Origin of the sequence: Pseudomonas sp. R2-7-07, assembly GCF_003852355.1 — a bacterium.
In the GTDB taxonomy this organism is placed as follows: domain Bacteria; phylum Pseudomonadota; class Gammaproteobacteria; order Pseudomonadales; family Pseudomonadaceae; genus Aquipseudomonas.
Map to the genome: position 1 here is coordinate 572,565 of NZ_CP027759.1, position 25,643 is coordinate 598,207.

Genomic DNA, 25,643 nt, shown 5'->3' on the forward strand with positions numbered 1-25,643 from the left:
ATCAGTCCTCTCGTCAGGTTGATTAGCAGTAAATGGTCAGACAGCCAGTGTGCCCGAGTGTTACAGCGCTGTCAGGCGATTGGCCCGCGTGGATAGCGTTTAAGCTTCTCCAGCAGCTCTGCGCCGGGGATTGGCCGGTCGAACAGGTAGCCCTGGCCCACGTCGCACCGATGCCGGCGCAGGAACGCCAGCTGCGCGGCGGTCTCGATGCCTTCGGCCACCACCTTCAGCTTGAGGTTGTGGGCCATGGCGATGACCGCCGAGGTGATTTCCATGTCGTCCTGGTTATCCGGGATTTCGTGGATAAAGCTCCGGTCGATCTTAATGATGTCGATGGGGAATTTTTTCAAGTAGCTCAGCGACGAATAACCGGTGCCGAAGTCATCCATGGCCAGGGTCAGGCCAAAGCTCTTCAGTTGGTCCAGTTGCAAGCGCGTGTCTTCGGTGGCCTCCAGCAGCAGGCCTTCGGTCAGCTCCAGCTCCAGCAGATTGGGCGGCAACTGTTCTTCCTTGAGAATCGAGGCGATCGAGGCCACCAGGTCCGGGTCGGAAAACTGTTTGGGCGACAGGTTGATCGCTACCTGCAGATTACCCAGGCCCGCCGCTGTCAACTGCCGACTCATGCGGCACGCCTGGCGCGCGATCCATTTGCCGATGGGGATGATCAAACCGGTCTCTTCGGCCACGCTGATGAACTGGTCGGGGCGGATCATGCCCTTTTCCGGATGGTTCCAGCGCAACAGCGCTTCCATACCCAACAGGCGGCCACTGCGCAGGCACAGCTTGGGCTGGTAGAACACATCAAGCTCGTTCTGGGTCAGGGCGCGGCGCAGGTTGTTTTCCACGAACAGTTTGTAGCTCGCTTCGGCATTCAGGGCTTCGGTAAACACCTGCACCTGGTGTTTGCCGTTGGCCTTGGCCTTGTGCAGGGCCAAACCGGCGTTGCGCATCAGGGTCTGCGGGTCGCGGCCGTGCAGCGGTGCGCAGGCCAGGCCTACGGAGCCGGTCACGCTGATCAATTGGTTGTCGACGAACATCGGCTTGTCGAGGGTGGCCAGCAACTGGCTGGCGACCTGCTGGCCGGTCTCCAGGTCGGCATCGTCCAGCAACACCGCAAACTCGTTACTGGCAAAGCGCGCCAGGCTGCCGCCGCTGCTCAGGCTGTTGCGTAGACGACGGGCCAGGCTGATCAACAGCTTGTCCCCGGTCTGGTGCCCGAGGCTGTCGTTGATGCGCTTGAAGTTGTCGATGTCCACCAAAAGCAGGCTGATCGGGCTGTCGCTGTCGCGGGCAAAGCGCTCGTCGAGGTTGCGGATGAAGGCCGGGCGGTTGCCCAGGTTGGTCAGGTTGTCGGTGTAGGCCAGGCGTTCGATGCGCTGTTGCGCCAGCTTGGTCTGGGTGATGTCTTCGTAGATGCCGATGTAGTGGGTCAACTCACGGTTGTCGCCATACACCTTGGAAATCGACAGCTGGCCCCAGTAGGGTTCGAGGTTTTTGCGTCGGCTTTTGAATTCACCTTGCCAGCTGTTGCTCTTGGCCAGGCTCGACGGCGCATCGAACAGCAACTCGCTGAGGTTCTCCAGGGCCGGCAACTGTGCCAGGCGGTGGCCGTGCACCTCTTCGGCGCTGTATTGGGTGATCGCGGTAAAGCTTGGGTTGACGTACTCCACCACGCCATCGCAATTGACCAGCAGAAAGGCATTGGCACTTTGTTCCACGGCACGCTGGAACAGGTGCAGAGCGCTGGTGGCGGTGCGGCGGTTGTGGTTGTTGATGACTTGGGCGAACTGGTCCGCCAACTCGCCGGCAAAGGCGATTTCATCGGACTGCCAGGCACGCGAACTGCCGCTTTGCTCCAGGCACAGCACGCCGACGACCTGGCCATCCACCCGGATGCTCGCGTCGAGCATGGCGTGGATATCCTTGGCGAACAGGCTTTCGGCCATTTCCCGCGTACGCGGGTCGCGCAGGGCATTGGTGGCATCGATCGCGCGGCTGCTGTGCAGGGCTTCGAGGTAATCGGGGAAACAACTGGCGTCAATCGCTTCAGGCAAATGGTATTGCTGATCGGCGCGGTGATAGGCCGAAATCGGCACCAGGCGCTGGCCTTCCAAGTTCCAGATGCTGGCGCAATCAATCTGGTAGATGTCGCAGGCGCTGCGGGTGATCAGTTCGGCGGCTTCTTGCAGCGAATTGGGTGTGGTGTAGCGTTGGCGGGCCAGGAGCAGGATCAACTCCTGCTGGGCGCGTACCCGCTCCAGGTGCTGCAGTTGTTCCTGTTGCGCGCGCTGGTTGAGTTCCAGGGCGATTTGCAGGCGGCTGTTCTGGTTTTCCAGGTCGGCGGTCGGCAACGTGGCGGGAATTTCGCTGAACAGGCCATCAACCACCATCAGGTAGCCGCGCAGCAGGTGGCGATTGTGTTGTTTGTAGGCCTCGCCCATTTCCAGCAGGCTCAGCGGGCCATCGTTGGTGTGCAGGGTGTAGCGCACCAGGTAGTGGGGGCTGAGGCTCAGTTGCTGCTGGATCGCGTCGTGCAGTTGATAGCGTGCCTGGGGCTCCATCAGGCTGGCGTACGGCGTGCCGATCAGGGCGCAGAGTTCGACCGCCGGCAGGCCGAATTGGCGCTCGCAATTGGGATCGAGGTAGAGCAGCGCCCAGCTTGCCTCATTAAGCCGCTCGAAACGCAGCATACCGAGGCGCGAAGGCACCGGTAATTGCGTCACTACCTCGGCCGCCGTTCGGGCGACATCGGGTTGGCTTTTCATGGGGGAAACTCGCTTGGAAAAATGCGCACGGCGCCGGGCTCACGCCCTCTTTACTGTTGCCTGCGGCAAGGTTGCATCATGCGGCACGCACTGACAAGAGAGGATGAAGGCTAAGTGCTATAACCCTGTTATCGGCCACGCAGGGCGTTTCTGCAGTCGAAGTGACGGAAGGTGTACAAGCCTGTCCTATGTATACAACAAACGGGCAAAAAAAGCCCCGCCAAGTGGCGGGGTTGAGGTACGAGCGTGGCGCTCGGAAATCGGTGCGGCAAAGGCCTCCCGCTCAGGGGAGGCCGCTGCGGCTTACAGCAGGATGGTGCGGATGTCGTTCAGCAGCTGGCTCAGGCGCTGGGTGAAGCGTGCCGCCGCCGCGCCGTTGATCACGCGGTGATCGTAGGACAGCGACAGTGGCAGCATCAGCTTGGGCTGGAACGCTTTACCGTCCCAGACTGGCTGGATAGTTGCCTTGGACACACCCAGGATCGCCACTTCCGGCGCGTTGACGATTGGCGTGAAGCCAGTACCGCCAATATGCCCGAGGCTGGAGATGGTGAAGCACGCGCCCTGCATGTCGTCCGGGGTGAGCTTCTTGTCGCGGGCCTTGGCGGCCAACGCAGCAGCCTCGGCAGCCAGTTGCAGCAGGCTCTTCTGGTCGACGTTCTTGATGACCGGTACCAGCAGGCCGTCAGGCGTGTCTACCGCGAAGCCGATGTGCACGTACTTCTTGCGAATGATCGCCTTGCCGCTTGGCGCCAGCGAGCTGTTGAAGTCCGGCAGTTCCTTGAGCAGGTGCGCACAAGCCTTGAGCAGCAGAGGCAACACGGTCAGTTTCACGCCGGCCTTCTCGGCCACGGCTTTCTGCGCAACGCGGAACGCTTCCAGGTCGGTGATATCGGCCTGATCGAACTGAGTTACGTGCGGGATGTTCAACCAGCTCGCGTGCAGACCTGCCGCGCCGATTTGCATCAGGCGGGTCATCGGCACTTCTTCGATTTCGCCGAAACGGCTGAAATCCACGGTGCGGATCGGCGGAATGCCCGAGCCACCGGTAGCGCCGCCGGCAGCTGGCGCTTCCTTGGCTTTCTGCATCATGGCTTTGACGTAAGCCTGCACGTCTTCCTTCAGCACACGGCCGTGAGGGCCGCTGGCCGAGACGGCGCCCAGCTCGACACCGAACTCACGGGCCAGCTGACGCACGGCAGGGCCGGCATGAACCTTGGCACCGCTTGGCGCAGGCGCGGCGGCAGGAGCCGGTGCAGCTTCGGCTTTGGCAGCCGGGGCAGGAGCAGCAGCGGCCGGAGCCGCTTCAGCCTTGGCCGCAGCCGGAGCGGCGGCAGGTGCTGGAGCAGCAGGCGCAGCGCCTTGTACTTTCAGCTTGAGGATGAAATCGCCAGTGCCGACTTCGTCTTCCAGCTTGACCCCGATGCTTTCCACCACGCCGGCAGCCGGCGATGGGATCTCCATGGAGGCCTTGTCGGACTCCAGGGTGATCAGCGACTGGTCGGCTTCGACGGTGTCGCCGACCTTGACCAGCAGCTCGATGATCTTGGCCTTGCCCGACGAGCCGATGTCCGGAACGTGGATGTCCTGGACGGTGGCGGCGGCAGGTGCAGCGGCCGGGGCTGGAGCAGCCTCGGCAGCAGCAGGCTTTTCAGCAGCCGGCGCAGGTGCAGCGGCAGCAGGAGCCGCCGCAGGGGCCGCATCAGCGGCACCTTCGATTTCCAACTCCAGCAGTTCGTCGCCTTCTTTCAGGCGGTCGCCCAGCTTCACTTTCAGGCTTTTGACCACGCCGGCCTTGGGAGCAGGGATTTCCATGCTCGCCTTGTCCGACTCCAGGGTCAGGATGCTCTGGTCGGCTTCGACGGTGTCGCCAACCTTCACAAACAGCTCGATTACTTCACCTTCACCGCTGCCGATGTCAGGTACGCGAATGAGTTCGCTCACAAAAAATCTCCTCAGCAGTCCAGTGGGTTGCGTTTTTCCGGGTTGATCCCGAACTTGACGATGGCGTCAGCCACCACCTTGGGTTCGATCTCACCACGGTCAGCCAAGGCTTCCAGGGCTGCCAACACCACGAAGTGACGGTCGACTTCGAAGAAGTGACGCAGCTTCTTGCGGCTGTCACTGCGGCCGAAACCGTCGGTGCCCAGGACTTTGAATTCCTTGGACGGGACCCACTGGCGAATTTGTTCAGCAAACAGTTTCATGTAGTCGGTAGAGGCGATGACTGGACCCTTACGGCCGGCCAGGCACTCTTCGACGTAGCTCAGTGCAGGCTTCTGGCCCGGGTGCAGGCGGTTGCTGCGTTCCACGGCCAGGCCGTCGCGACGCAGTTCGTTGAAGCTGGTAACGCTCCACACGTCGGCGCCGACGTTGAACTCGTCACGCAGGATCTTCGCCGCTTCACGCACTTCGCGCAGGATGGTGCCGGAGCCCATCAGCTGTACGTGGTGCGCCGCTTCCTTGGTGTCTTCTTCGAGCAGGTACATGCCCTTGATGATGCCTTCCTCGACACCGGCCGGCATGGCTGGCTGCTGGTAGGACTCGTTCATCACGGTGATGTAGTAGAAAACGTCCTGCTGCTCTTCGGTCATCTTCTTCATGCCGTCCTGGATGATCACCGCCAGCTCATAGCCGTAGGTTGGATCAAAGGTGCGGCAGTTCGGAATGGTGGCAGCCAGGATGTGGCTGTGACCGTCTTCGTGTTGCAGGCCTTCGCCGTTGAGCGTGGTACGGCCGGCGGTACCGCCGATCAGGAAACCACGAGTACGGCTGTCGCCTGCGGCCCAAGCCAGGTCGCCAATGCGCTGGAAGCCGAACATCGAGTAGAAGATGTAGAACGGCAGCATCGGCTGGTTGTGGCTGGAGTACGAAGTACCGGCAGCGATGAAGGAGCTCATGGCGCCCGCTTCGTTGATGCCTTCTTCGAGGATCTGGCCCTTCTTGTCTTCCTTGTAGAACATCACCTGATCTTTATCGACTGGCTCGTAGAGCTGGCCGACGGAGGAGTAGATGCCCAACTGACGGAACATGCCTTCCATACCGAAGGTACGGGCTTCGTCCGGGATGATCGGCACGATACGCGAACCGATTTCCTTGTCCTTGACCAGCTGCGCGAGGATCCGCACGAAGGCCATGGTGGTGGAGATTTCGCGGTCGCCCGAGCCGTCCAGGATAGCCTTGAGGGTATCGAGTGGCGGCGTCGGGATGCTCATGCTCTTGGCGCGGCGTTGCGGCACGAAACCGCCCAGTGCAGTGCGACGCTCGCTGAGGTAGCGGGCTTCGGCGCTGTTCGGCTCAGGCTTGAAGAACGGCAGGTTCTCCAGCTCTTCGTCCTTGACCGGGATGTCGAAGCGGTCGCGGAACAGCTTCAGGCTGTCGACGTCGACTTTCTTGGTGTTGTGCGCGGTGTTCTTCGCTTCGCCGGCACCGGTGCCATAACCCTTGATGGTCTTGGCCAGGATGACGGTTGGTTGCTCTTTGTGGTTGACCGCTTCGTGGTACGCCGCGTAGACCTTGTACGGGTCGTGGCCGCCACGGTTAAGCTTCCAGATCTCGTCGTCGGACAGGTCGGCAACCATCGCCTTGAGTTCAGGCGTGTTGAAGAAGTGTTCACGCACGAACGCGCCGTCTTTGGCCTTGTAGTTCTGGTACTCGCCGTCGATGACTTCGTCCATGCGGCGTTGCAGGATACCGTCGACATCCTTGGCCAGCAGCGGGTCCCAGAAACGGCCCCAGATGACTTTGGTCACGTTCCAATGCGCACCGCGGAACACGCCTTCAAGTTCCTGGATGATCTTGCCATTGCCGCGAACCGGGCCGTCGAGGCGCTGCAGGTTGCAGTTGATGACGAAGATCAGGTTGTCCAGCTTCTCGCGGCCGGCCAGGGAGATGGCGCCCAGGGATTCCGGCTCGTCGCACTCGCCGTCACCCAGGAAGCACCAGACTTTCTGCTTGCCTTCGGGAATGAAGCCACGGGCTTCCAGGTACTTCATGAAACGTGCCTGGTAGATCGCCTGGATCGGGCCCAGGCCCATGGATACGGTCGGGAACTGCCAGAAATCAGGCATCAGCCAAGGGTGCGGGTAGGACGACAGGCCCTGACCGTCGACTTCCTGGCGGAAGTTGTTCATTTGCTCTTCGGTGATGCGACCTTCCATGAACGCACGGGCGTAGACGCCTGGCGAGGTGTGGCCCTGGAAGTAGATCAGGTCGCCGCCGTGTTCGTCGGTCGGGGCCTGGAAGAAGTAGTTGAAGCCGATGTCATACAGGGTTGCGCTGGAAGCGAAGCTGGAGATGTGACCGCCCAGGTCCGAATCCTTCAAGTTCGTGCGCATTACCATCGCCATGGCGTTCCAACGTACCAGCGAGCGAATGCGGCGTTCCATGAACAGGTCGCCAGGCATGCGTGCTTCGTGGGTAACGGGGATGGTGTTGCGGTATGGCGTGGTGATGGCGTAAGGCAATTGCGAGCCGCTGCGGGTCGCGAGTTCGCCCATACGGGTCATCAGGTAATGAGCACGGTCTTCGCCTTCTTTGTCGAGAACCGATTCCAGGGCGTCCAGCCATTCCTGGGTTTCGACGGGATCGAGGTCTTGCATGGCTTGCTCCAGGGCGGAAAGGCTACCAGAATCGGTTGCCTGAAGTTTGCGACTGGCCTTGTGGGCAGACGACATAAATTCTTGGATGGCCGAAGGTTGCTTCGGCGTCCTGTAGTTTTACTACAAATCGTCGGCCATTTCAGCCTTTCGAATGTATATACGAGTAGTAAAACTACACAAGACTGAGCGTATGGCTCGGTCTGGCTGGTGAGCATAATCGTTATTGTTGGTCTATTGCGAACAAGAAAAGGTGAAAGTTTGATGTTGCCTGCCAAGATTAATTTAATTTCAGCTATTTCTAACTTTTGTTCGACAGTCCTTCATCGAGCATGGCTCCTGCGTTCACAACTACACGCCATTTACACGCCGATCAAGGATAGACCATGAGCCTTCCAACGCTGGCCGAACTGCCGGCCATTCTCTTGCCTTACGCCAGCCGGGCCGAGCAGTCATTTCGTGACGCAGTGGCCGCGCTGGATGACGATCATGGCCTTTCTGGCTGGACGCCGCAACGGTGGGCCGAGTTCGCGCGGGTGTGCGCCGCCAGTGATTTTGTCATTGAACAGAGTGTGCGTGACCCTTTGATGTTGCTTGAGCTGGCGGCTTGGGGCGAGCTGGACCGGGGGTTTGCGCCGGGTGAGCTGTGCGGGCAGATTGCCGGTGCCGTGCAACAGGCCGAAACAGAAGACGAACTCGGCCGTGTGCTGCGGCGCCAGCGTACGCGTCAGCAAGTGCGCATCATCTGGCGCGACCTGACCCGCCAGGCGGATTTGGTGCAAACCTGCCGCGACCTCTCCGACATGGCCGACGCCTGCATCGACCAGGCCTACCAATGGCTGTACCAGCGCCATTGCGTGCAATTCGGCACGCCAACCGGGCGGCGCAGCGGCGAGGCGCAGCACATGGTCATCCTCGGCATGGGCAAGCTCGGAGCGGTGGAGCTGAACCTGTCGTCGGATATCGACCTGATCTTCGCCTACCCAGAAGGCGGCGAGACGGTGGGGGTCAAGCGCTCCCTGGATAACCAGGAGTTTTTCATTCGCCTTGGTCAAAAATTGATCAAGGCCCTCGACCCGATGACGGTTGACGGTTTCGTGTTCCGCGTCGACATGCGCCTGCGTCCCTACGGTTCGGCCGGCGCGCTGGTACTGAGCTTCAACGCGCTGGAGCAGTACTACCAGGACCAGGGCCGTGACTGGGAGCGTTATGCCATGATCAAGGCCCGCGTCGTCGCCGGTGACCAACTGGCCGGCGCGCAGTTGCTCGACATGCTGCGCCCGTTCGTCTATCGCCGTTACCTGGACTTCTCGGCCATCGAAGCGCTGCGCACCATGAAGCAACTGATCCAGCAGGAAGTAAGGCGCAAAGGCATGGCCGAGAATATCAAGCTGGGTTCGGGCGGTATTCGTGAGGTGGAATTTATCGCCCAGGCGTTCCAGCTGATCCACGGTGGCCGCGATCTCAGCCTGCAGCAACGTCCGCTATTGAATGTGCTGGGCACCCTGGAGGGCCAGGGTTACTTGCCGGCCGCCGTGATCAGTGAGTTGCGCAATGGCTACGAGTTTTTGCGCTACACCGAACACGCGATCCAGGCGATTGCCGACCGCCAGACCCAGATGCTCCCCGACAGCCCGGAAGATCAGGCGCGTATTGCCTTCATGCTCGGTTTTGCCGACTGGGCCGCGTTCCACGAACGCCTGATGTATTGGCGTGGGCGGGTGGATTGGCACTTCCGCCAAGTGATTGCCGACCCTGATGAAGAAGAGGGCGCAGAAAGCGAACTGGTCGTCGGCGGGGAATGGTTGCCGCTGTGGGAAGAATCCCAGGATGACGACGCCGCCTGCCGCCAGTTGAGCGAAGGCGGCTTCAGCGATGCGCCCAAGGCCCTCAAGGCCCTGGCTGGCTTGCGCGGCAGTCCGCAGCTGCGCGCCATGCAGCGCCTCGGTCGCGAGCGGCTGGATGCGTTTATTCCGCGCTTGCTGGCCCAGGCTGTCGAGCACGCCAACCCGGACCTGGTATTGGAGCGCGTATTGCCGCTGGTCGAGGCTGTCGCCCGTCGTTCGGCTTACCTGGTGCTGCTCACTGAAAACCCCGACGCCCTGCGCCGTCTGCTGACGCTGTGCGCCGCGAGCCCGTGGATCGCCGAGCAGATCACCCGTTTCCCGCTGTTGCTCGATGAACTGCTCAACGAAGGGCGCCTGTTCAAGCCGCCGTTGGCGCCGGAGCTGGCCGCCGAGTTGCGCGAGCGCCTTACGCGTATTCCCGAAGACGACCTCGAGCAGCAGATGGAAGCCTTGCGCCATTTCAAGCTGGCGCACCGTCTGCGGGTGGCCGCGTCGGAAATCGCCGGCAGCCTGCCATTGATGAAAGTCAGCGACTACCTCACCTGGCTGGCCGAAGCCATTCTCGAGCAAGTGCTGGCCCTGGCCTGGCGCCAGACCGTTGCCCGTCATGGCTCGCCGCAACGGCTGGACGGCAGCCTGTGCGATCCTGGGTTTATCATTGTCGGTTATGGGAAAGTCGGCGGTATCGAATTGGGGCATGGTTCGGACCTGGACCTGGTGTTTATCCATGATGGCGACCCGCAGGCCGAGACTGACGGCGCCAAGCCGATCGACGGTGCGCAGTTCTTCACGCGCCTGGGCCAGCGCATCATTCACCTGCTGACCACCCAGACCAACTCCGGCCAGCTGTATGAGGTGGACATGCGCCTGCGACCTTCAGGTGCATCCGGGTTGCTGGTGAGTTCACTGGGCGCGTTCGACCGCTATCAACATAATGAAGCCTGGACCTGGGAACATCAGGCGCTGATTCGCGCGCGGGTATTGGTCGGCAGCCAGGATGTGGGCCAGGCATTCGAGCAGGTCCGTGCCAAGGTATTGGGGCGTGAACGGGACTTGGCGAAGCTGCGCCAGGAGGTCAGCGAGATGCGCGCCAAGATGCGTGACAACCTGGGGACCAGGAGCACAGCGGCCGGTATGGGCGCCAATGCCTTCGAAGCCACGGCGCTGTTCGACCTCAAGCAGGACGCCGGAGGTATCGTCGATATTGAATTTATGGTGCAATACGCCGCTTTGGCGTGGTCTGCGCAACATCCATCGTTGCTGCGCTACACCGACAATATCCGCATTCTGGAAGGCCTGGAGCAGGTCGGGCTGATGCCCGCCGCCGATGCCCATTTGTTGCGGGAGGTGTATAAGGCGTACCGCTCCGCCGCGCACCGCCAAGCCTTGCAGAACGAGGCGGGCACGGTGGCCGGGGACCAATTTGCAGACGAGCGGCGCCAGGTGATGCGAATCTGGCAGGCGCTCGGTTTGAGCTGAAACACTATTAGGGCGGGGAGGCATAAGCCTCCCCGCATCGTTTGTGGAAACTACATGAATATTCTGATCGTTGGGCCCAGTTGGGTCGGTGACATGGTGATGGCACAGACACTGTTCCAGTGCCTGCGGCAGCGCTATCCGGACTGCCAGATCGACGTGCTCGCCCCTGAGTGGAGCCGGCCGATCCTCGAGCGCATGCCTCAGGTGCGCAAGGCCTTGAGCTTTCCGCTCGGCCATGGCGCGCTGGAATTGGCGACCCGCCGGCGCATCGGCAAAGCCATGGCCGGCCAGTACGACCAGGCGATCCTGTTGCCCAACTCGCTGAAGTCGGCGCTGGTGCCGTTTTTTGCCGGTATTCCCAAACGTACCGGCTGGCGCGGCGAGTTTCGCTATGTGCTGCTTAACGATGTACGCACCCTGGACAAAGCGCGCTACCCGTTGATGATCGAGCGTTTCATGGCCCTGGCCTACGAACCCGGCGCCGAGCTGCCCACGCCGTATCCGCGCCCCAGCTTGCAGATCGACCCGCTGACCCGCGATGCGGCGCTGGCCAAGTTCGGCCTGGCGCTGGACCGCCCGGTATTGGCCTTGTGCCCGGGCGCCGAGTTCGGCGAGTCCAAGCGCTGGCCGTCGGAGCACTACGCCAAGGTCGCCGAGACCAAGATCCGCGAAGGCTGGCAGGTGTGGCTGTTTGGCTCCAAAAACGATCACTCGGTGGGTGAAGATATTCGCCAGCGCCTGATTCCAGGCCTGCGCGAAGAGGCGGTGAACCTCAGTGGCGAGACGTCCCTGGCCGAAGCCATCGACTTGCTGTCGTGCGCCGACGCGGTGGTGTCCAACGACTCCGGCCTGATGCACGTCGCCGCTGCGCTGAATCGTCCGTTGGTGGCGGTGTACGGCTCGACGTCCCCTGGGTTCACTCCGCCCTTGGCCGACCAGGTCGAAGTGGTACGCCTGGGCCTGGATTGCAGCCCCTGTTTTGAGCGCACCTGCCGTTTCGGCCACTACAACTGCCTGCGCCAATTGCTGCCGCAGCCGGTAACCGATGCCTTGCAGCGGTTGCAGGGCGACGTGGTCGAGGTTCACTGAGTTGCGGGTACTGGTAATCAAGACCTCATCCCTGGGCGACGTGATCCACGCCTTGCCGGCACTCACCGACGCGGCGCGGGCGATCCCCGGCATCCGTTTCGATTGGGTGGTGGAAGAAGGCTTTGCCGAAATTCCGACCTGGCACCCGGCGGTGGACAAGGTGATCCCGGTGGCGATTCGTCGCTGGCGCAAGAACCTCTGGCAAACCATCAAGAGCGGCGAATGGCGGCGTTTCAAACAGGCCGTGCAGTCGACCAAGTATGACCTGGTGATCGATGCCCAGGGCCTGCTGAAAAGTGCCTGGCTGACCCGCTACGTGCGGGCGCCGGTCGCCGGCTTCGATAAAACCTCGGCCCGTGAGCCCCTGGCGGCGCGTTTTTATTCCCGACGCCTGGCCGTGGCCCGTGGGCAACATGCGGTGGAGCGGTTGCGCCAACTGTTTGCCGTGGCGCTGGGTTATGACCTGCCCAAGGGCCTGGGTGACTATGGGCTGAGCGTCGAGAAACTGCTTGGCCTGCCGCCGAAGAAACCCTTCGTGCTGCTGCTGCACGGCACCACCTGGGATACCAAGCACTGGCCCGAAGCCTACTGGCGCGAACTGGCCGAACGCATGGCCCGCCTGGGCGTGGACGTGAAGTTGCCGTGGGGCAACGCCGCCGAAAAAGCCCGCGCCGAGCGCCTGGCCCAGGGCTTGCCCAACGCCGAAGTGCTGCCAAAACTGAACCTGGCGGGCGTAGCCCGTGTATTGGCCAGTGCCCGCGCCTGTGTGGCGGTGGACACCGGCCTCGGCCACTTGGCGGCGGCGCTGGATGTGCCGACCATTTCGCTGTTCGGGCCGACCAACCCGGGCCTCACCGGCGCCTACGGCAAAGGCCAGGTCCACTTGGCCAGCGACTGGCCGTGTGCGCCGTGCCTGCAAAAGCACTGCACCTACCAACCCACCGCCGATGACCTGCGGCGGTTCGACATCACGCGCGAGTCGCCCCTGTGCTTCACGCGCCTGAATCCTGAGCGCGTAGCAAGCCGACTGAGCGCGTTGTTACTGGCTGAGGAGCAGCACTGATGCAACTGGCTTTCGTACTGTACAAATACTTTCCCTTCGGTGGCCTGCAGCGTGACTTCATGCGCATCGCCCTGGAGTGCCAGCAGCGCGGCCATCAGATTCGTGTCTATACGCTGATCTGGGAAGGCGATATCCCGCCCGGCTTCGAAGTGCTGGTGGCGCCGGTCAAGGCGCTGGTCAACCATCGCCGCAACGAAAGGCTCTACGCCTGGATCCAGGCCGACCTGGCCAGGCGCCCGGTGGACCGCGTGGTGGGCTTCAACAAGATGCCGGGGCTCGACCTGTACTTCGCCGCCGACGGCGTGTTCGAAGACAAGGCCCAGACACTGCGCAACCCGATGTACCGCTGGTTCGGGCGTTACAAGCACTTTGCCGAATACGAGCGTGCGGTGTTCGACAAGAACGCCAAGACCCAGATCATGGTGCTGTCCGAGCATCAACAACAACTGTTCAGCCAGTATTACGGCACCCAGCCCGAGCGGTTCCACCTGCTGCCGCCGGGCATCGCCCGTGACCGGCGCGCGCCGCCGAACGCCGCTGACATCCGCGCTGAATTTCGCCGTGAGTTCGGCCTGGCCGAGGATGATTTGCTGCTGGTGCAGATCGGTTCGGGTTTCAAGACCAAGGGCGTCGACCGCAGCCTCAAGGCCGTCGCCGCATTGCCGTCCAAACTGAAGAAACGCACCCGCCTGTTTGTAATCGGCCAGGACGACCCCAAAGTCTTCCAATTGCAGAGCGCCGCGCTGGGCCTGGGCGACCAGGTGCAGTTCTTCAAAGGCCGCAACGATATCCCGCGCTTCCTGCTCGGGGCGGACCTGTTGATTCACCCTGCCTACAACGAGGCGGCCGGCATGGTGCTGGTCGAAGCGGTGGTCGCCGGCCTCCCGGTCCTGGTGAGCCGGGTCTGCGGCTACGCGTTCTACATCGACAAGGCCCAGAGCGGCCGGGTGTTGGACGAGCCGTTCGAACAGGCCCAGCTCAACCAGTACCTGGTGGATATGCTCAAAGATCCACGCGCGCGCGCGACCTGGAGTCGCAATGGTCTGGCCTTCGCCGAGACGGCCGACCTGTTTAGCATGCCGCAGTACGCTGCGGACCTGATTCTGGCGGAGCCAAACCGATGAAGTTGATTCTTGCCGAACCCTTCAACACCCTCTGGGCCGGACGCGATGCGTTCGCCGAGGTAGAGAAGCTGCAAGGCCAGGTGTTCCGCGAGCTGGCCGCTCGCCGTACGCTGCGTACGGTGGTGCAGGGCCAACCCTATTTCGTGAAGATCCACCGTGGTATCGGCTGGGGCGAAATCCTCAAGAATCTGGTCACCGCCAAATTGCCGGTGCTGGGCGCAGGCCAGGAGTGGCTGGCGATCCAGCGCTTGCAGGAACTTGGCGTGCCGACCATGACGGCGGTGGCCTTTGGCGAAAAAGGCAGCAACCCGGCCGACCAGCATTCGTTCATCATCACGCAAGAGCTGACGCCGATCATCAGCCTGGAAGACCTGACCCTCGATTGGGTCAAGCATCCGCCCGTGCCGGCGATCAAGCACGCCTTGACCGTCGAGTTGGCGAACACCGTCGGGGCGATGCACCGGGGCGGCGTCAATCATCGCGATTGCTACCTGTGCCACTTCCTGCTGCACACTGACCGGCCCATTGCGGTCGACACCCTCAAGCTGTCGGTGATCGACCTGCACCGCGCCCAGGTGCGTGCGACGATCCCCGTGCGCTGGCGCAACAAAGACCTGGCCGGGCTGTATTACTCTGCCCTGGAAATCGGCCTGACCCAGCGCGACAAGCTGCGCTTTCTCAAGCATTACTTTCAGCAGCCGCTGCGCCAGATCTTCGCCGAGCAAACCGCGCTGTTGCGCGAACTGGAACGCATGGCCGCCAAGCTCTATGCGCGCAAGCAGCGCTACGGGGATGCGCTCTGATGGCGGGTTGGAATCTGGAACCTGCCTACGCCGCCCTCGCGGACGACTTCGGAAGCCTGGAAGCGGTGTTTGCCCTGCAAGGCGAGCGCCTGACCCGCGACCCACTGTCGGAAGTAATTCGGGTGGAGCGCGGCGGGGTCAATTATTACGTCAAGCGCTATGTCGGGGCTGGCAAAGGCCTGCGCCGCTACCTGGGCAAGCCGCGGGTCAAGTCCGAGTGGCAGAACCTCAAGCGCTTTGCCAAGTGGGGCATTCCCACCGCCGAGGTCATCGCCTGGGGCCTGCAACGTAGCGGATTGGCCTACGACCGTGGCGCGATGATCACCCGTGAGCTGCCCAAGACTGAAGACCTGTCGGCGTTGGCTGAGCGCAACGATCCGCGCCTCAAAGACCCCACGTGGGTTGATGCGATCAGCCGCCAGCTCGCCGAATACACGCGCACCATGCACGATCACCGCTTTACTCATAACGACTTGAAGTGGCGCAACCTGCTGGTCGACGACCAGCGCACCTTGTACCTGATCGACTGCCCCAACGGCGATTTCTGGCGCGGTTTCTGGCTCAAGTACCGCATTACCAAAGACCTGGCCTGCCTGGACAAGGTCGCCAAGTATCATCTGTCGGCCACCCAGCGCCTGCGTTTCTACATGCAATACCGCCAACGCACGCACCTGAAGACGTCGGACAAACAACGAATTCGCCATGTGGTGAAGTTTTTCGAGGGACGTGAATGAGTGACTTCCTGGCGGCCGAAGACCGCGCTCTGCTTGAGCGCAACGGCCTGGCTAGCTTCGACGCGCTGTGGGCCCGGCAACTGGACGCGGTGGACGAGCCGAACACCAGCGGCGACGGCTGGAGCAGCGTGTATCGCCTGGAGCTTGAAGGTCAGGGTTACTACCTCAAGCGCCAGAGCAACTACCTGACGCGCACCTTGCACCGGCCGTTTGGCGAACCGAGTTTTGCCCGCGAGTTTCGCAATATCAGCCTGTACCGAAAGCTGGGTATCCCGGCCTTGCAGGCAGCCTTTTTCGGCGAGCGCAAGGTTGCGGGCGAGCGCCGTGCGATGCTGCTCACCCGTGCCCTGGACGGCTGGAACGACCTTGACTCGTTGCTGGAGCAATGGACGCAACTGAGCGACGCCCAGCAGCACGCGATCCTCCTGGCCTGCGGCAAGCTTGCGCGGCATTTGCACAGCGTGGGCCAGGTGCACGGCTGCTTTTACCCCAAGCATATTTTCCTGCAGGGCCGTGGCGACAGTTATGCCGCGCAACTAATCGACCTGGAAAAAACCCGCCCGCTGCTGTTCGGCTGGCGTGACCGGGTCAAGGACCTGGAACCGCTGCTGCGCCGTGCACCGCAGTGGACCGACGCCCAGGTGCGACAGCTGTTGGCGGCTTACCTTGAGCAGCCCGAAGACAGCGCATCGGTGTCTACCTGGCACCAGCGCCTGACGGCGCGCCGCAGCCACAAGGAGAACCGCTGATGCGTTTGTCCGAGCTGAAAAATGCCGGTCGTACACCCCGCCTGCCGCTGACCCTCGATCTGGCGGATGCGGCAGGTCCGGGGCAACTGCAGCTGCTCAGCCTGTTGCGGGTTTTGCCGGGGCAGCGCTACGTCGGCGCCGCCGTGTGGCGCGGTCGCCCGGTGCTGGCCAAGTTGTTGGTGGGCAGCAAGGCGGCGCGGCATTTCCAACGTGAACTCAGTGGTGTGCGGTTGTTGGCCGAGCAAGGCTTGACCACACCGCTGCTGCTCGCCGACGGTTTGCAGGAAGGTGAGGGGGGCTGGCTGCTGTTCGAGTTTCTCGAAGGCGCCCACAGCCTGGGAGACGCCTGGCTCGCTGTCGAAGGCTTGCCGCCCTTGGCCGACGAACAAACCGCTGTGCTCGCCGAAGCGCTCGGCGCGATTGCGCAGATGCATGCCAAAGGGCTGTGGCAGGAAGACCTGCACCTGGACAACCTGCTGCGCCAGGACGGCAAACTGTATTTGATCGATGGTGCCGGAATCCGTGTCGAAGAGGCGGGCAAGCCGCTGTCGCGCAATCGGGTGCTGGAAAACCTCGGGGTGTTCTTTGCCCAGTTGCCGAAAAACCTCGAGCCGTTTACCGAAGAATTGCTGGTGTACTACCTGCTGGCAAACGGCGAACATGCCTTGCCCCTGGAAGCGCTCGAAAAGCAGGTGCGCAAAGTCAGCGCCTGGCGCTTGAGGGACTATCTGAACAAGGTCGGTCGCGACTGCACGCTGTTCAGCGTGGTGCGTGGCGCCTTCGGCCTGCGCGCGATTCGGCGTGAAGAAGAGGCCGCCATGCTGCCCGTGCTGGAGCAGGCCGATGCGCTGCTCGACCGGGGCCATCTGTACAAGACCGGTGGCGCGGCAAGCGTGGCCAAGGTCGAAGTGGCCGGCCGGCCCCTGGTGATCAAACGCTACAACATCAAGGGTTTCGCCCACTGGCTCAAACGCTTCTGGCGCCCCAGCCGTGCCTGGCATTCCTGGCGCGAAGGCAATCGCCTGGCATTCCTTGGCATCGCCACGCCCAAGCCGCTGGCGGTGTTGGAGAAGCGCTTTTTCTGGTTGCGCAGCCGTGCGTATCTGGTCACTGAATACCTGCCTGGCCCCGACATTATTGAGCGTTTTGCGCCCTATGTTGAAAACGGCGATGCGCCAGAAGATGAGCTGCTGGCGCTGGACCGGTTGTTCGCCGAGTTGATCCGCGAGCGCATCAGCCATGGAGACTTCAAAGGCCACAACCTGTTCTGGAGCGAAGGCCGCTGGGCGATGATCGACCTTGACGCCATGTGCCAGCACCACTCCGCTGCCAGCTTCGCTGGGGCGTATGCCAAGGATCGTGCGCGGTTCATGCGTAATTGGCCGCAGGGCAGTGCGTTGTATCAGGTGATTGATCAGCGTTTGCCCAGGATCTCTCTGTCTGATTCTGTAACGTAAGCAAAGGTCTGGCTGGACAGACCTTTCGATATTATCCCGGCGAACAAAAACGAAAACCTGGGATTAACAACTCCATGGCAAATGAACCGCCAGCTTCCCCGCAGTTTTTACTTTTTGAAAATGAAAGCGAGACTGAGCGAGCCGCAAAAAGTGTGATGGCCAGCTCGCCGACTGGGCAGTTCAGCGATTTCATCGTTTACGTGGATGAAAGCGGCGATCATGGGATGCAAACGCTTGACGTTAACTACCCTATGTTTGTATTGGCTTTTTGCGTGTTTCATAAGCGGCACTATTGCGAAAAGGTCATCCCCGCGCTTCAGAAATTCAAATTCAACCATATGGGGCATGACCTTGTGGGTTTGCATGAATTGGAGATCCGCAAAGAGAAAGGCGCGTTCTCGAACATGTTTATGTCACGCCAGCATAAACACGACTTTCTTGAAGAATTGACCAGTATTATCCAAGTGAGCAATTTCGTATTGATCAGTTGTGTGATTGATAAAATTGCACTTCGTGAACAGCAGGGGCCGATACACAACCCGTATCATCTGGCGTTGGGGTTCTGTCTTGAAACGCTTTACGAATTCCTTCAAGAGAAAAATCAACAGCATGCGTTAACTCATGTGATTTTCGAGCGTCGAGGCCGCAGGGAGGATAATGAGCTTGAGTTGGAGTTTCGCCGAATGTGTGACGGTGCGAATCGTTCAGGTGTTCGTATGCCATTTGACATTGTATTCGCTACAAAACAGGTTAATTCCACAGGGTTGCAACTTGCGGATCTCGTTGCGAGACCCATCGGCATGAGCGTCTTGCGCCCCGGCCAGGAGAATCGAGCCTTTGATGTGCTTACGCGAAAGTTCTACTGCAGTGGAGGGCGTGGCAAGGTCGGAGAAGGGTTCGAAAATTGGGGGCTGAAGATTTTTCCTGTCGCTGAAAGCGAAAAGCCCCGGTGAAACTCACCGAGGCTATAGCGCCGACCAGGATCCCCCAGTCCATTTGAAGCAAATTCTATGCGCGCGATTTTTAGGTGTCAACGCAGCTATTGAGCCAGCTTGCGGCCAGGCGGCGCCAGATGATGGAGCTGCAGTCAGAACTGATACTCCGCCCCCGCCCCCGCATACCACGACCGCCCCGGCGCCGCTTCGTAGTAGCGACCATTGCCGTCCCCCACGATCACCGAGCCCACGTACTGACGATCCAGCAAGTTATCCAGGCGCAAGGTCTGGTGAAAGGTCCAGTGCTCCGCCTTCTGCTCGAACCGCGCGCGCCAGTTGAATACGCTGTAGCCCGGTGCGGCGTGTTGGCGGTTGGTGTCTTCGACGTAGACTTTGCTGCGGTACATGCCTTCGAGGGCGGTACTGACCCAGTCGCGCGGTTTCCAATTCAGTTCGGCGAACAGCGTGGTTTGCGGCACGCCGGGCAGGTAGTTGCCTTTGTCGATGGTATTCGCGCCGCTGGCAAAGGCGCTGTCGTAGGTCGCCTGCAGGCGTGTATAGGCGAGGCTGGTACTCCACTGCTCGCTGAGCTGGCTTTCCACGCCCAGTTCGAAACCGCGACGCGAGGTTCGGCCAGCGTTCTGGTAGCTGGTGCGGCCACCGATGGATTGCTGCACGACCAGTTCGTCTTCAGTGGTGATCTGGAACACGGCGGCGTTGACGTGGGTGTTGGCCAGTTGAGCCTTCAGGCCTATTTCGTATTGCGTGCTGTCAGACGGCTTCAAGCCAAAGTTGAAGCCTTCGACATTGCCTGGTGCATAGGCCAGCTCGGCCTGGGTGGGGGTTTCGAAGCCTTTGCCTGCGCTGATGTAACCGTGCAGGTCGGGCGTGAACGCGTACATCACGCTCATCGACGGGGTGTTCTTCTGGTAGGTCTTGTTGCCGCTGGCGTCGCCATTGCTCAGGAATTGATCGTCGACGTCCAGCTGCATGGTGCTATGGCGGATGCCGGCTTGCAGGGTCCAGCGGTCGAGGGCCCAGTTGGCCTGGATATAGGGGTCGAGACTGCGGGCGGTGTCGATTTCATCACGGCGTAACTCGCCTTTCACGCCCAGGGTGTTGCCGCTGTAGTTCTGATAACCGTGGCGGCTGTCTTCGCTCTGGTCGAAGTCCAGGCCGGTGATGATCATCAGCTCGCCCGGCGCGCGTTCGATGGGCTGCATCCAGCGCACGCTGCCACCGTAGAACTTGCGGTCGAATTGCACGACGCCACCGCCACGCTCGTTCGCGGGCGTGCCCTTGGGGATCGACAGGTACTGAATCACGCTACGCCGCCCGGTGTAAGCGTTGACCTGCAAGGTAGCCTCGCCAAAGTACCGTTCGTAATTCATGCCCAATTGCTGATGATCGATACTTTTACGTGTGTTGTAGGTCAGCGCATTGGCGCTCACCGAACGTGGATCAGCCTTGTACGCCGCCCAGGTCTGGCCCAGCGGATCCTGCGTGCCATTCTGTTCCAGGCTGCTGTAGATCAACGCCAGCTTACTGTCGTCATCCGGCTCGACGTTGAGCTTGGCGAACGTCTGGTCGCGACGCGCGCTGCTGTGGTCGCGATAGCCGTTGGTGTCCATGCGCGAGGCGTCGAGCACGAAGCCGGCGCCGTTGGCCGCACCTTCGGCGGTGAGGTGGTTTTTGTTCAGCCCGTCGCTGCCGACCAGGGTTTCGGCACCGATGCGCGGCGGGCCCTCGCCGTCGCGGGAGAACATCTGGATCACCCCGCCGGCGTTGCTGCCATACAGCGTCGCGGCGGGGCCGCGCAGGACTTCGATGCGTTCGGCGGTATCGAGGTTGAAGGTCGCTGCCTGGCCCTGGCCGTCCGGGGTGCTGGCGGGAATCCCGTCGGCCAGCAGCTTGATGCCGCGCACGCCGAAGGCTGAACGGGCGCCAAAGCCACGGGAGGAGATTTGCAGGTCCTGCGCGTAGTTCTGGCGGTTCTGCACCACCAGGCCGGGCACACGGGACAAGGCTTCGGAGGCGTTGATGCCGAGTTGGCCGTCGCTGATCTGTTCGCGGCTGATGCCGTCGACCGAGTAGGGCAGGTCAAAGGTGGGGCTGGCGCTGCGCGAACCGGTGACCACGCTGGGGTCGAGGATCAGCGGCGCATCGTCAGCCTGGGCGGTATTCACCAAGCCCAGGAGCAGGGCCAGGCAAGCGGGGGTAGATGAGTTCATGAACAGGTCAGGTCCGTGGCGCCACCCGACTCAGGTGCGCGGGTGCAAATATCGCAAGTTTAACGATTCAGCCTGGGAATTGCCGAGTTCCTTGCCGTTGGGCCGAATGAGAGGTTTCCTACGCCAGGCAGCGGCTATGGAAACCTGAGTCGGCGGCTCTAGGGTGCTAGATTTTCGGTCCTCTCAATAAGAAAGAAGAAGCAAATATGTGGACGCTTATCGTGCGGTTATCGGTGCTGCTGGGAATATCTTTGCTGCTGGGCGGCTGCGGTACCGCGACCACTGTGCTGCGAGGTGATGACGTCACTGTTCGGGAGCTCAGGGGCAAGAAAACCTATTGCCAGTCTGTTTCACGCATCTACAGCGGCGTGGCGTATGACCTGTGTGTCCTGCACGGGCCCCCCAATTCCGCAGGCGGACTCTCGCTGAACGGTATTCCGTGGGCCATTCTCGATGTGCCCCTCTCCGGAGTGCTGGATACGCTCGTCCTGCCCTATACCCTCTACCGGCAAAACGCCGACGGTAACCTTGAGCTTCGCTAGCCCTTGGCGCTAACAGCTTCCTAGTGCTTTTAAGCTATAATCCCGCCCTTTAGCTGTTTCCCGCCCGTGCGGGAGGCACACTTTTTTCAGGCGCGACCCGCCTGCATGCAGACTAAAAGAGGCTAGACCCCAGTGGCATTGACGATTCTTGGCCTGTCCGGCGCCCTTAGCCATGATCCTTCCGCGGCCCTGTATATCGACGGCAAGCTGATCGCGGCCGCCGAAGAAGAGCGCTTCGTACGCGACAAACATGCAAAGAACCGCATGCCCTACGAGTCGGCGAAGTTCTGCCTGGAGCAAGCGGGCATCAAGCCTTCCGACGTTGACGTGGTGGCTATTCCGTTCGCTCCGATCAGCTTGTTCGGCGAAGCGCGCTGGCACTATGCCAAGCGTTACTGGTACGCCCCGGACCGCGCGCTCGACGCGATCCTGATGGGCAACCGCCGCTACAAGCGCTATCGCAACAAAATCGTCTGGTGCCTGGAGCAACTGGGCTTTGATCCGAAGAAAATCAAGATCGAACCGGTTGAACACCACCTGGCCCACGCCTCCAGTGCCTACCACTGCTCCGGCTTCCAGGAAAAAACCGCGATCCTGGGCATCGACGGCAAAGGTGAATACGCCACCACGTTCTTTGGTTACGGCGAAAACGGCAAGATCCACAAGATCAAGGAATTCTACGATCCGGACTCCCTGGGCGGCCTTTACGGCGCGATCACCGAGTTCCTCGGTTTCGAGATGCTCGACGGTGAGTTCAAGGTCATGGGCATGGCGCCTTATGGCGATGCCAGCAAATACGATTTCTCGCGCCTGGCCTCCTTTGAAAATGGCGAGTTGGTGATCAACACCGATTACGCCAACGTCATCGGCCTGCGTCGCTATAAAGAGAAGGGCAAGGGGTTCTACTTCTCGCCAAAACTGATCGAGTGGCTGGGGCCCAAGCGCGAAGGCGATATTGCCGACGAGCCGTACATCCACTACGCGGCCAGCATGCAGGCACTGTTCGAGAAACTGGCCTTGCAGATGATCGACCATTACCTGGGCGACATCCTCAAGGACACCGGCAAGCTGGCCTTTGCCGGCGGCTGTGCGCTGAACGTGAAGCTGAACCAGAAAATCATTGCCCGCGATGACGTCAAAGAGCTGTTTGTGCAGCCGGCGTCCGGCGATGCCGGCACTGCCGTGGGTGCGGCCGCCTATGTCTCCCACGCCCGTGGTGTGCCGGTGGAGAAGATGGAGCACGTCTATCTCGGCCCGTCCTATAGCAACGAAGACGTCATCGCGGCGTGCGCCAAGCACGCGAGCAAGCCGAACTGGCGCAAGATCGAAAACATGCCCAAGCGTATCGCCAAAATCATGGTCGATGGCAACCCGGTGGCCTGGTTCCAGGGCCGCATGGAGTTCGGCCCGCGTGCCTTGGGCGGTCGTTCGATCATCGGTTGCCCCAGCGCCACCGGCGTGGCCGATCGTATCAACCACCAGATCAAGTTCCGCGAGCGCTGGAGGCCTTTCTGCCCGTCGATGCTCGACACCGTGGCCCCGCAGATGATCAAGGTCGATCACCCGGCGCCGTTCATGACCTTCACCTTTGAAGTCTCGGAAGAATGGAAAACCCGCGTGCCGGAGGTGGTGCATGAAGACGGCACCTCCCGTGCCCAGGTGCTCAAGCGCGAATACAACCCGCGCTACTACGACATGATGAAGGAGCTGGAAGTCCTGACCGGCAATGGCGTGTCCCTGAACACTTCGCTCAACCGCCGGGGTGAAGCGATGATCTGCTCGCCGACCGACGCGCTGAACATGTTCTTCGGCTCCGACCTGCAGTACCTGATCATGGAAGACATCCTGGTGGTCAAGGACGGCGTGGACCCCTATGACGCCGTGGTTTAAATGCTGAACCGCTTGCGGGGCTGGCGTGAACGTGGCTGGACGCCTGTCGAGGCCGAGGTTTACGCCCAGGCCTGGCAGCGTTACGGCGGCAGTGTGGCGACCCATCCGCAGGTCATCGAACGCTTGGCCGGCCTGGCCCAGCTTCCGGTGCGCTACCTGGGTTGGGAGCAGGACGGCGAACTCAAGGGGGCGATTGCCACCTGGGGGCGCGACCTGGCCCTGTCCAAGGACGTACTCAAGCGCACGGGCAGGAAGGGCCTGTTTGACCTGGGCAATGCCGAGATCATCCTGCCGATTGCCGCCGATGCGCAGGCGCCGCTGCGCCACCGTGGGCGTTACCTGTCAGCGCTGAACGAAGGACGCATCAGCACCCTCAAGCCCCAGGCCGAACAATTGGCCATGGCGCGCACCCCTGAAGAACTCTCGAAAAAGTTTCGCTACAACCAGCGGCGTGAGTTGCGTTTGCTGGAAGAAGCGGGTGGCGTGGTGCGGGCGGTCAACGAGTTTTCCAGCGTGGAACTGGCGGCGATTTATTGCGACCTGTTCCAGCGCCGCTGGGGTTTCCCGGCGGCCGGCGCGGCGCGCTTGGCCGAGGTGCTGGAGCTGCTCAAGGAGTTTCTGTTCGGTTCGGTGCTGTTTCTCAACGACGCCGCAATCGCTGTGCAGTTGGTGTATCAGGTGCAGTCCCGCGAATGGTTCAGCGCCGAATACGTCAACGGCGGTGTCGACCCTGAAACTCGCGCGTTCAGCCCCGGCAGCGTATTGAGTTTCCTTAATACCCAAAGTGCCTGGGAGCAGGCGCGGGCGGCCGACAAGTCGCTGCGCTTTTCCTTCGGGCGTGCCGACCGCGAATACAAGGAGCGCTGGTGCAACCCGGTGCCGGTGTTCAGCGTATGAGCCGCAAACAGCAGTTGCTCAAGCGCCATCGGCGCAACAAGCGCATTGCGCTGTTAATCGGCTTGCTGGTGCTGATCGCGACCGGCGTGCTGGTGGCCTGGTGGCTGCTGCCGATCCTCGCGGTGCTGCTGTGGGCGGCCCATGAAGCCTGGTTTGCCGACCACCTGTTCTACTCGCCAAAAGACCCTTATGCGTACGCCTTCCCGGCCGGCAGCGAACAGCCCGGTTTGCGTCTGGAGGCAGGACGGCTATTGCTGGACGCGCCGTTGGCGGCCGATGAAACCCTGATCGTCGGGGTTGAGTTGAAAAGCTCATGGCTAGGGCGCTTCCTCGACCCGGCGTTGGACGTGCTGGGCCTGGAAACACCGGACCGGCAAGTCTTCGAACGGGGTGTCGCCGGGCGGCGTTATCTCAACCTGACCGGCGCCACTGAAGCACTTGCGGCGGGCAATATCGTCTTGCGCGGACGTTTTTGCCGGATCGAGGGCCAGCCGACGCTATGGCGTTTTCGCCAACCCGACTATCGCCAGCAACGCGTAATGGTGATCGCCCCCCACGCCGACGATGCCGAGCTGGCCGCGTTCAGCCTTTACAGCCAGGCGACACAAAGCTGGATCGTGACCCTGACCGCCGGCGAAATCGAAGCCGAGCATTACCAGCACATGGGTTTGCCCACGGCTGAGGCGGCACGGCTCAAAGGCCGCCTGCGCGCCTGGGACAGCGTCGCCGTGCCGCGTTGGGCCGGTGTGCCCGAGGCGCAGTGTGTGCAACTGGGTTATTTCTGCATGCAATTGCAGGCCATGCAGGCCGCGCCGGATCAGCCTCAGGCCTCGCGCGAAGCCGACTTGGCCGATACGCGACTGTTCCGTCAATTCAATAGCTTTGCTTTGCCCGGGGATGTGGACGGCGCGCCGACCTGGCACAACCTGATCGCCGACCTGCGCGCACTGCTGCTCAAGGCGCAGCCTCAGGTGATCGTGTTACCCACGCCGTTGCTCGACCCGCACGCCGACCATATCTGCGCCCATGCGGCGGTGCTTGAAGCGTTGCAGGGCCTGGCGTGGCAGCCCGACACATTGCTCGGCTACGCCAATCACCTGCATGATAACGACCGCTGGCCGATGGGCGATTCCGGGGCCGGGGTGGCGCTGCCGCCGCATTTCGATGCCGCCGTAGCGCTGGTCCCGTGCAGTTTTAACCTGACCTTGCGCCAGCAGCAGGACAAGGCCATGGCGCTGGGCATGATGCATGACCTGCAGCCGCGAGCGCCGTTCAAGCGTCGCGTGCGCAAGTGGTTGCAGCAGGTGCTGGCGGGCCGTAGTCCATCGCCTTATGGCGAGAACGAATTCTTTCGCAAGGCCGTGCGTCGTCACGAGCTGTTGTGGGTCCTTAAGCAGGACTGAGACCCTATCGAAGGCAGGCCGGCATGGGCCTGTCGCT

The 25,643-nt window shown here is 61.6% G+C and carries 17 protein-coding genes; 13 read left to right on the forward strand and 4 right to left on the reverse strand.

All coding sequences use genetic code 11. The annotated features are described in order from the left end of the window. Window positions 1–71 precede the first annotated feature (71 nt). From C4J86_RS02400 to aceE, 3 genes are all read right to left on the reverse strand, one after another. Window positions 72–2,765, reverse strand: a complete 2,694-nt coding sequence (locus C4J86_RS02400; protein WP_124369348.1) for a bifunctional diguanylate cyclase/phosphodiesterase — start codon at window positions 2,763–2,765, stop codon at window positions 72–74. Between the two features lie 303 nt (window positions 2,766–3,068). After that, a complete protein-coding gene (aceF, locus tag C4J86_RS02405) occupies window positions 3,069–4,709 on the reverse strand; it encodes a dihydrolipoyllysine-residue acetyltransferase (protein ID WP_124369349.1) in 1,641 nt (546 codons plus the stop codon). Between the two features lie 11 nt (window positions 4,710–4,720). After that, window positions 4,721–7,366, reverse strand: coding sequence for a pyruvate dehydrogenase (acetyl-transferring), homodimeric type (gene aceE, locus C4J86_RS02410; protein WP_124365578.1), 2,646 nt, complete (start codon window positions 7,364–7,366; stop codon window positions 4,721–4,723). Between the two features lie 383 nt (window positions 7,367–7,749). Between aceE and glnE the strand changes: the two genes are divergently transcribed. The 9 genes from glnE (at window position 7,750) to C4J86_RS02455 (ending at window position 18,661) form a co-directional block, all read left to right on the forward strand. Continuing rightward, the gene (gene glnE / locus C4J86_RS02415) at window positions 7,750–10,689 is read left to right on the forward strand and encodes a bifunctional [glutamate--ammonia ligase]-adenylyl-L-tyrosine phosphorylase/[glutamate--ammonia-ligase] adenylyltransferase (RefSeq protein WP_124369350.1); all 2,940 of its coding nucleotides are present in this window, start codon (window positions 7,750–7,752) and stop codon (window positions 10,687–10,689) included. Window positions 10,690–10,743: 54 nt separating this feature from the next. Then, window positions 10,744–11,778 carry a lipopolysaccharide heptosyltransferase II gene (waaF, locus tag C4J86_RS02420; RefSeq protein ID WP_124369351.1) on the forward strand — a complete coding sequence of 345 codons (1,035 nt, stop codon included), beginning with the start codon at window positions 10,744–10,746 and terminating at the stop codon, window positions 11,776–11,778. A gap of 1 nt (window position 11,779) precedes the next feature. Beyond that, on the forward strand, window positions 11,780–12,841 hold the full coding sequence (gene waaC / locus C4J86_RS02425) for a lipopolysaccharide heptosyltransferase I (protein WP_124365581.1): 1,062 nt from the start codon (window positions 11,780–11,782) through the stop codon (window positions 12,839–12,841). Then, entirely contained in the window at window positions 12,841–13,965 is a 1,125-nt protein-coding gene (locus C4J86_RS02430; RefSeq protein ID WP_124369352.1) for a glycosyltransferase family 4 protein, read from the forward strand. The genes waaC and C4J86_RS02430 overlap by 1 nt, the downstream gene beginning before the upstream one ends. Beyond that, on the forward strand, window positions 13,962–14,768 hold the full coding sequence (gene rfaP, locus C4J86_RS02435; protein ID WP_124369353.1) for a lipopolysaccharide core heptose(I) kinase RfaP: 807 nt from the start codon (window positions 13,962–13,964) through the stop codon (window positions 14,766–14,768). The genes C4J86_RS02430 and rfaP overlap by 4 nt, the downstream gene beginning before the upstream one ends. Beyond that, window positions 14,768–15,502, forward strand: coding sequence for a lipopolysaccharide kinase InaA family protein (locus C4J86_RS02440; RefSeq protein WP_124360973.1), 735 nt, complete (start codon window positions 14,768–14,770; stop codon window positions 15,500–15,502). Before rfaP ends, C4J86_RS02440 begins: the two co-directional genes overlap by 1 nt. Further along, a complete protein-coding gene (locus tag C4J86_RS02445) occupies window positions 15,499–16,251 on the forward strand; it encodes a lipopolysaccharide kinase InaA family protein (RefSeq protein ID WP_124369354.1) in 753 nt (250 codons plus the stop codon). The genes C4J86_RS02440 and C4J86_RS02445 overlap by 4 nt, the downstream gene beginning before the upstream one ends. After that, entirely contained in the window at window positions 16,251–17,708 is a 1,458-nt protein-coding gene (locus C4J86_RS02450) for a lipopolysaccharide kinase InaA family protein (RefSeq protein ID WP_124369355.1), read from the forward strand. The genes C4J86_RS02445 and C4J86_RS02450 overlap by 1 nt, the downstream gene beginning before the upstream one ends. A gap of 74 nt (window positions 17,709–17,782) precedes the next feature. Then, window positions 17,783–18,661, forward strand: coding sequence for a DUF3800 domain-containing protein (locus C4J86_RS02455; protein WP_124369356.1), 879 nt, complete (start codon window positions 17,783–17,785; stop codon window positions 18,659–18,661). Window positions 18,662–18,795: 134 nt separating this feature from the next. Here the strand turns inward: C4J86_RS02455 and C4J86_RS02460 are convergent, their stop codons facing one another. Further along, window positions 18,796–20,874, reverse strand: coding sequence for a TonB-dependent receptor (locus C4J86_RS02460; protein ID WP_124369357.1), 2,079 nt, complete (start codon window positions 20,872–20,874; stop codon window positions 18,796–18,798). A gap of 206 nt (window positions 20,875–21,080) precedes the next feature. On the opposite strand from C4J86_RS02460, the gene C4J86_RS02465 reads away from it, so the two are divergent. From C4J86_RS02465 to C4J86_RS02480, 4 genes are all read left to right on the forward strand, one after another. Beyond that, complete coding sequence (locus C4J86_RS02465) at window positions 21,081–21,416, forward strand: YceK/YidQ family lipoprotein (protein WP_124360977.1); 336 nt, start codon at window positions 21,081–21,083, stop codon at window positions 21,414–21,416. 132 nt (window positions 21,417–21,548) lie between these two features. Continuing rightward, entirely contained in the window at window positions 21,549–23,306 is a 1,758-nt protein-coding gene (locus C4J86_RS02470; protein ID WP_124365589.1) for a carbamoyltransferase, read from the forward strand. Further along, window positions 23,307–24,203 carry a GNAT family N-acetyltransferase gene (locus C4J86_RS02475; protein WP_124369358.1) on the forward strand — a complete coding sequence of 299 codons (897 nt, stop codon included), beginning with the start codon at window positions 23,307–23,309 and terminating at the stop codon, window positions 24,201–24,203. It begins immediately after the preceding gene. Next, the gene (locus C4J86_RS02480) at window positions 24,200–25,606 is read left to right on the forward strand and encodes a PIG-L family deacetylase (protein ID WP_124369359.1); all 1,407 of its coding nucleotides are present in this window, start codon (window positions 24,200–24,202) and stop codon (window positions 25,604–25,606) included. The genes C4J86_RS02475 and C4J86_RS02480 overlap by 4 nt, the downstream gene beginning before the upstream one ends. Window positions 25,607–25,643: the final 37 nt, after the last annotated feature.

What these genes read in the sequence shown, in the direction of transcription:
- C4J86_RS02400 (WP_124369348.1), bottom strand. Translation starts at nt 2,765, where the DNA reads ATGAAAAGCCAACCCGATGTCGCCCGAACGGCGGCCGAGGTAGTGACG.
- aceE (WP_124365578.1), bottom strand. Translation starts at nt 7,366, where the DNA reads ATGCAAGACCTCGATCCCGTCGAAACCCAGGAATGGCTGGACGCCCTG.
- glnE (WP_124369350.1), top strand. Translation starts at nt 7,750, where the DNA reads ATGAGCCTTCCAACGCTGGCCGAACTGCCGGCCATTCTCTTGCCTTAC.
- waaF (WP_124369351.1), top strand. Translation starts at nt 10,744, where the DNA reads ATGAATATTCTGATCGTTGGGCCCAGTTGGGTCGGTGACATGGTGATG.
- C4J86_RS02430 (WP_124369352.1), top strand. Translation starts at nt 12,841, where the DNA reads ATGCAACTGGCTTTCGTACTGTACAAATACTTTCCCTTCGGTGGCCTG.
- rfaP (WP_124369353.1), top strand. Translation starts at nt 13,962, where the DNA reads ATGAAGTTGATTCTTGCCGAACCCTTCAACACCCTCTGGGCCGGACGC.
- C4J86_RS02440 (WP_124360973.1), top strand. Translation starts at nt 14,768, where the DNA reads ATGGCGGGTTGGAATCTGGAACCTGCCTACGCCGCCCTCGCGGACGAC.
- C4J86_RS02445 (WP_124369354.1), top strand. Translation starts at nt 15,499, where the DNA reads ATGAGTGACTTCCTGGCGGCCGAAGACCGCGCTCTGCTTGAGCGCAAC.
- C4J86_RS02450 (WP_124369355.1), top strand. Translation starts at nt 16,251, where the DNA reads ATGCGTTTGTCCGAGCTGAAAAATGCCGGTCGTACACCCCGCCTGCCG.
- C4J86_RS02455 (WP_124369356.1), top strand. Translation starts at nt 17,783, where the DNA reads ATGGCAAATGAACCGCCAGCTTCCCCGCAGTTTTTACTTTTTGAAAAT.
- C4J86_RS02460 (WP_124369357.1), bottom strand. Translation starts at nt 20,874, where the DNA reads ATGAACTCATCTACCCCCGCTTGCCTGGCCCTGCTCCTGGGCTTGGTG.
- C4J86_RS02465 (WP_124360977.1), top strand. Translation starts at nt 21,081, where the DNA reads ATGTGGACGCTTATCGTGCGGTTATCGGTGCTGCTGGGAATATCTTTG.
- C4J86_RS02475 (WP_124369358.1), top strand. Translation starts at nt 23,307, where the DNA reads ATGCTGAACCGCTTGCGGGGCTGGCGTGAACGTGGCTGGACGCCTGTC.
- C4J86_RS02480 (WP_124369359.1), top strand. Translation starts at nt 24,200, where the DNA reads ATGAGCCGCAAACAGCAGTTGCTCAAGCGCCATCGGCGCAACAAGCGC.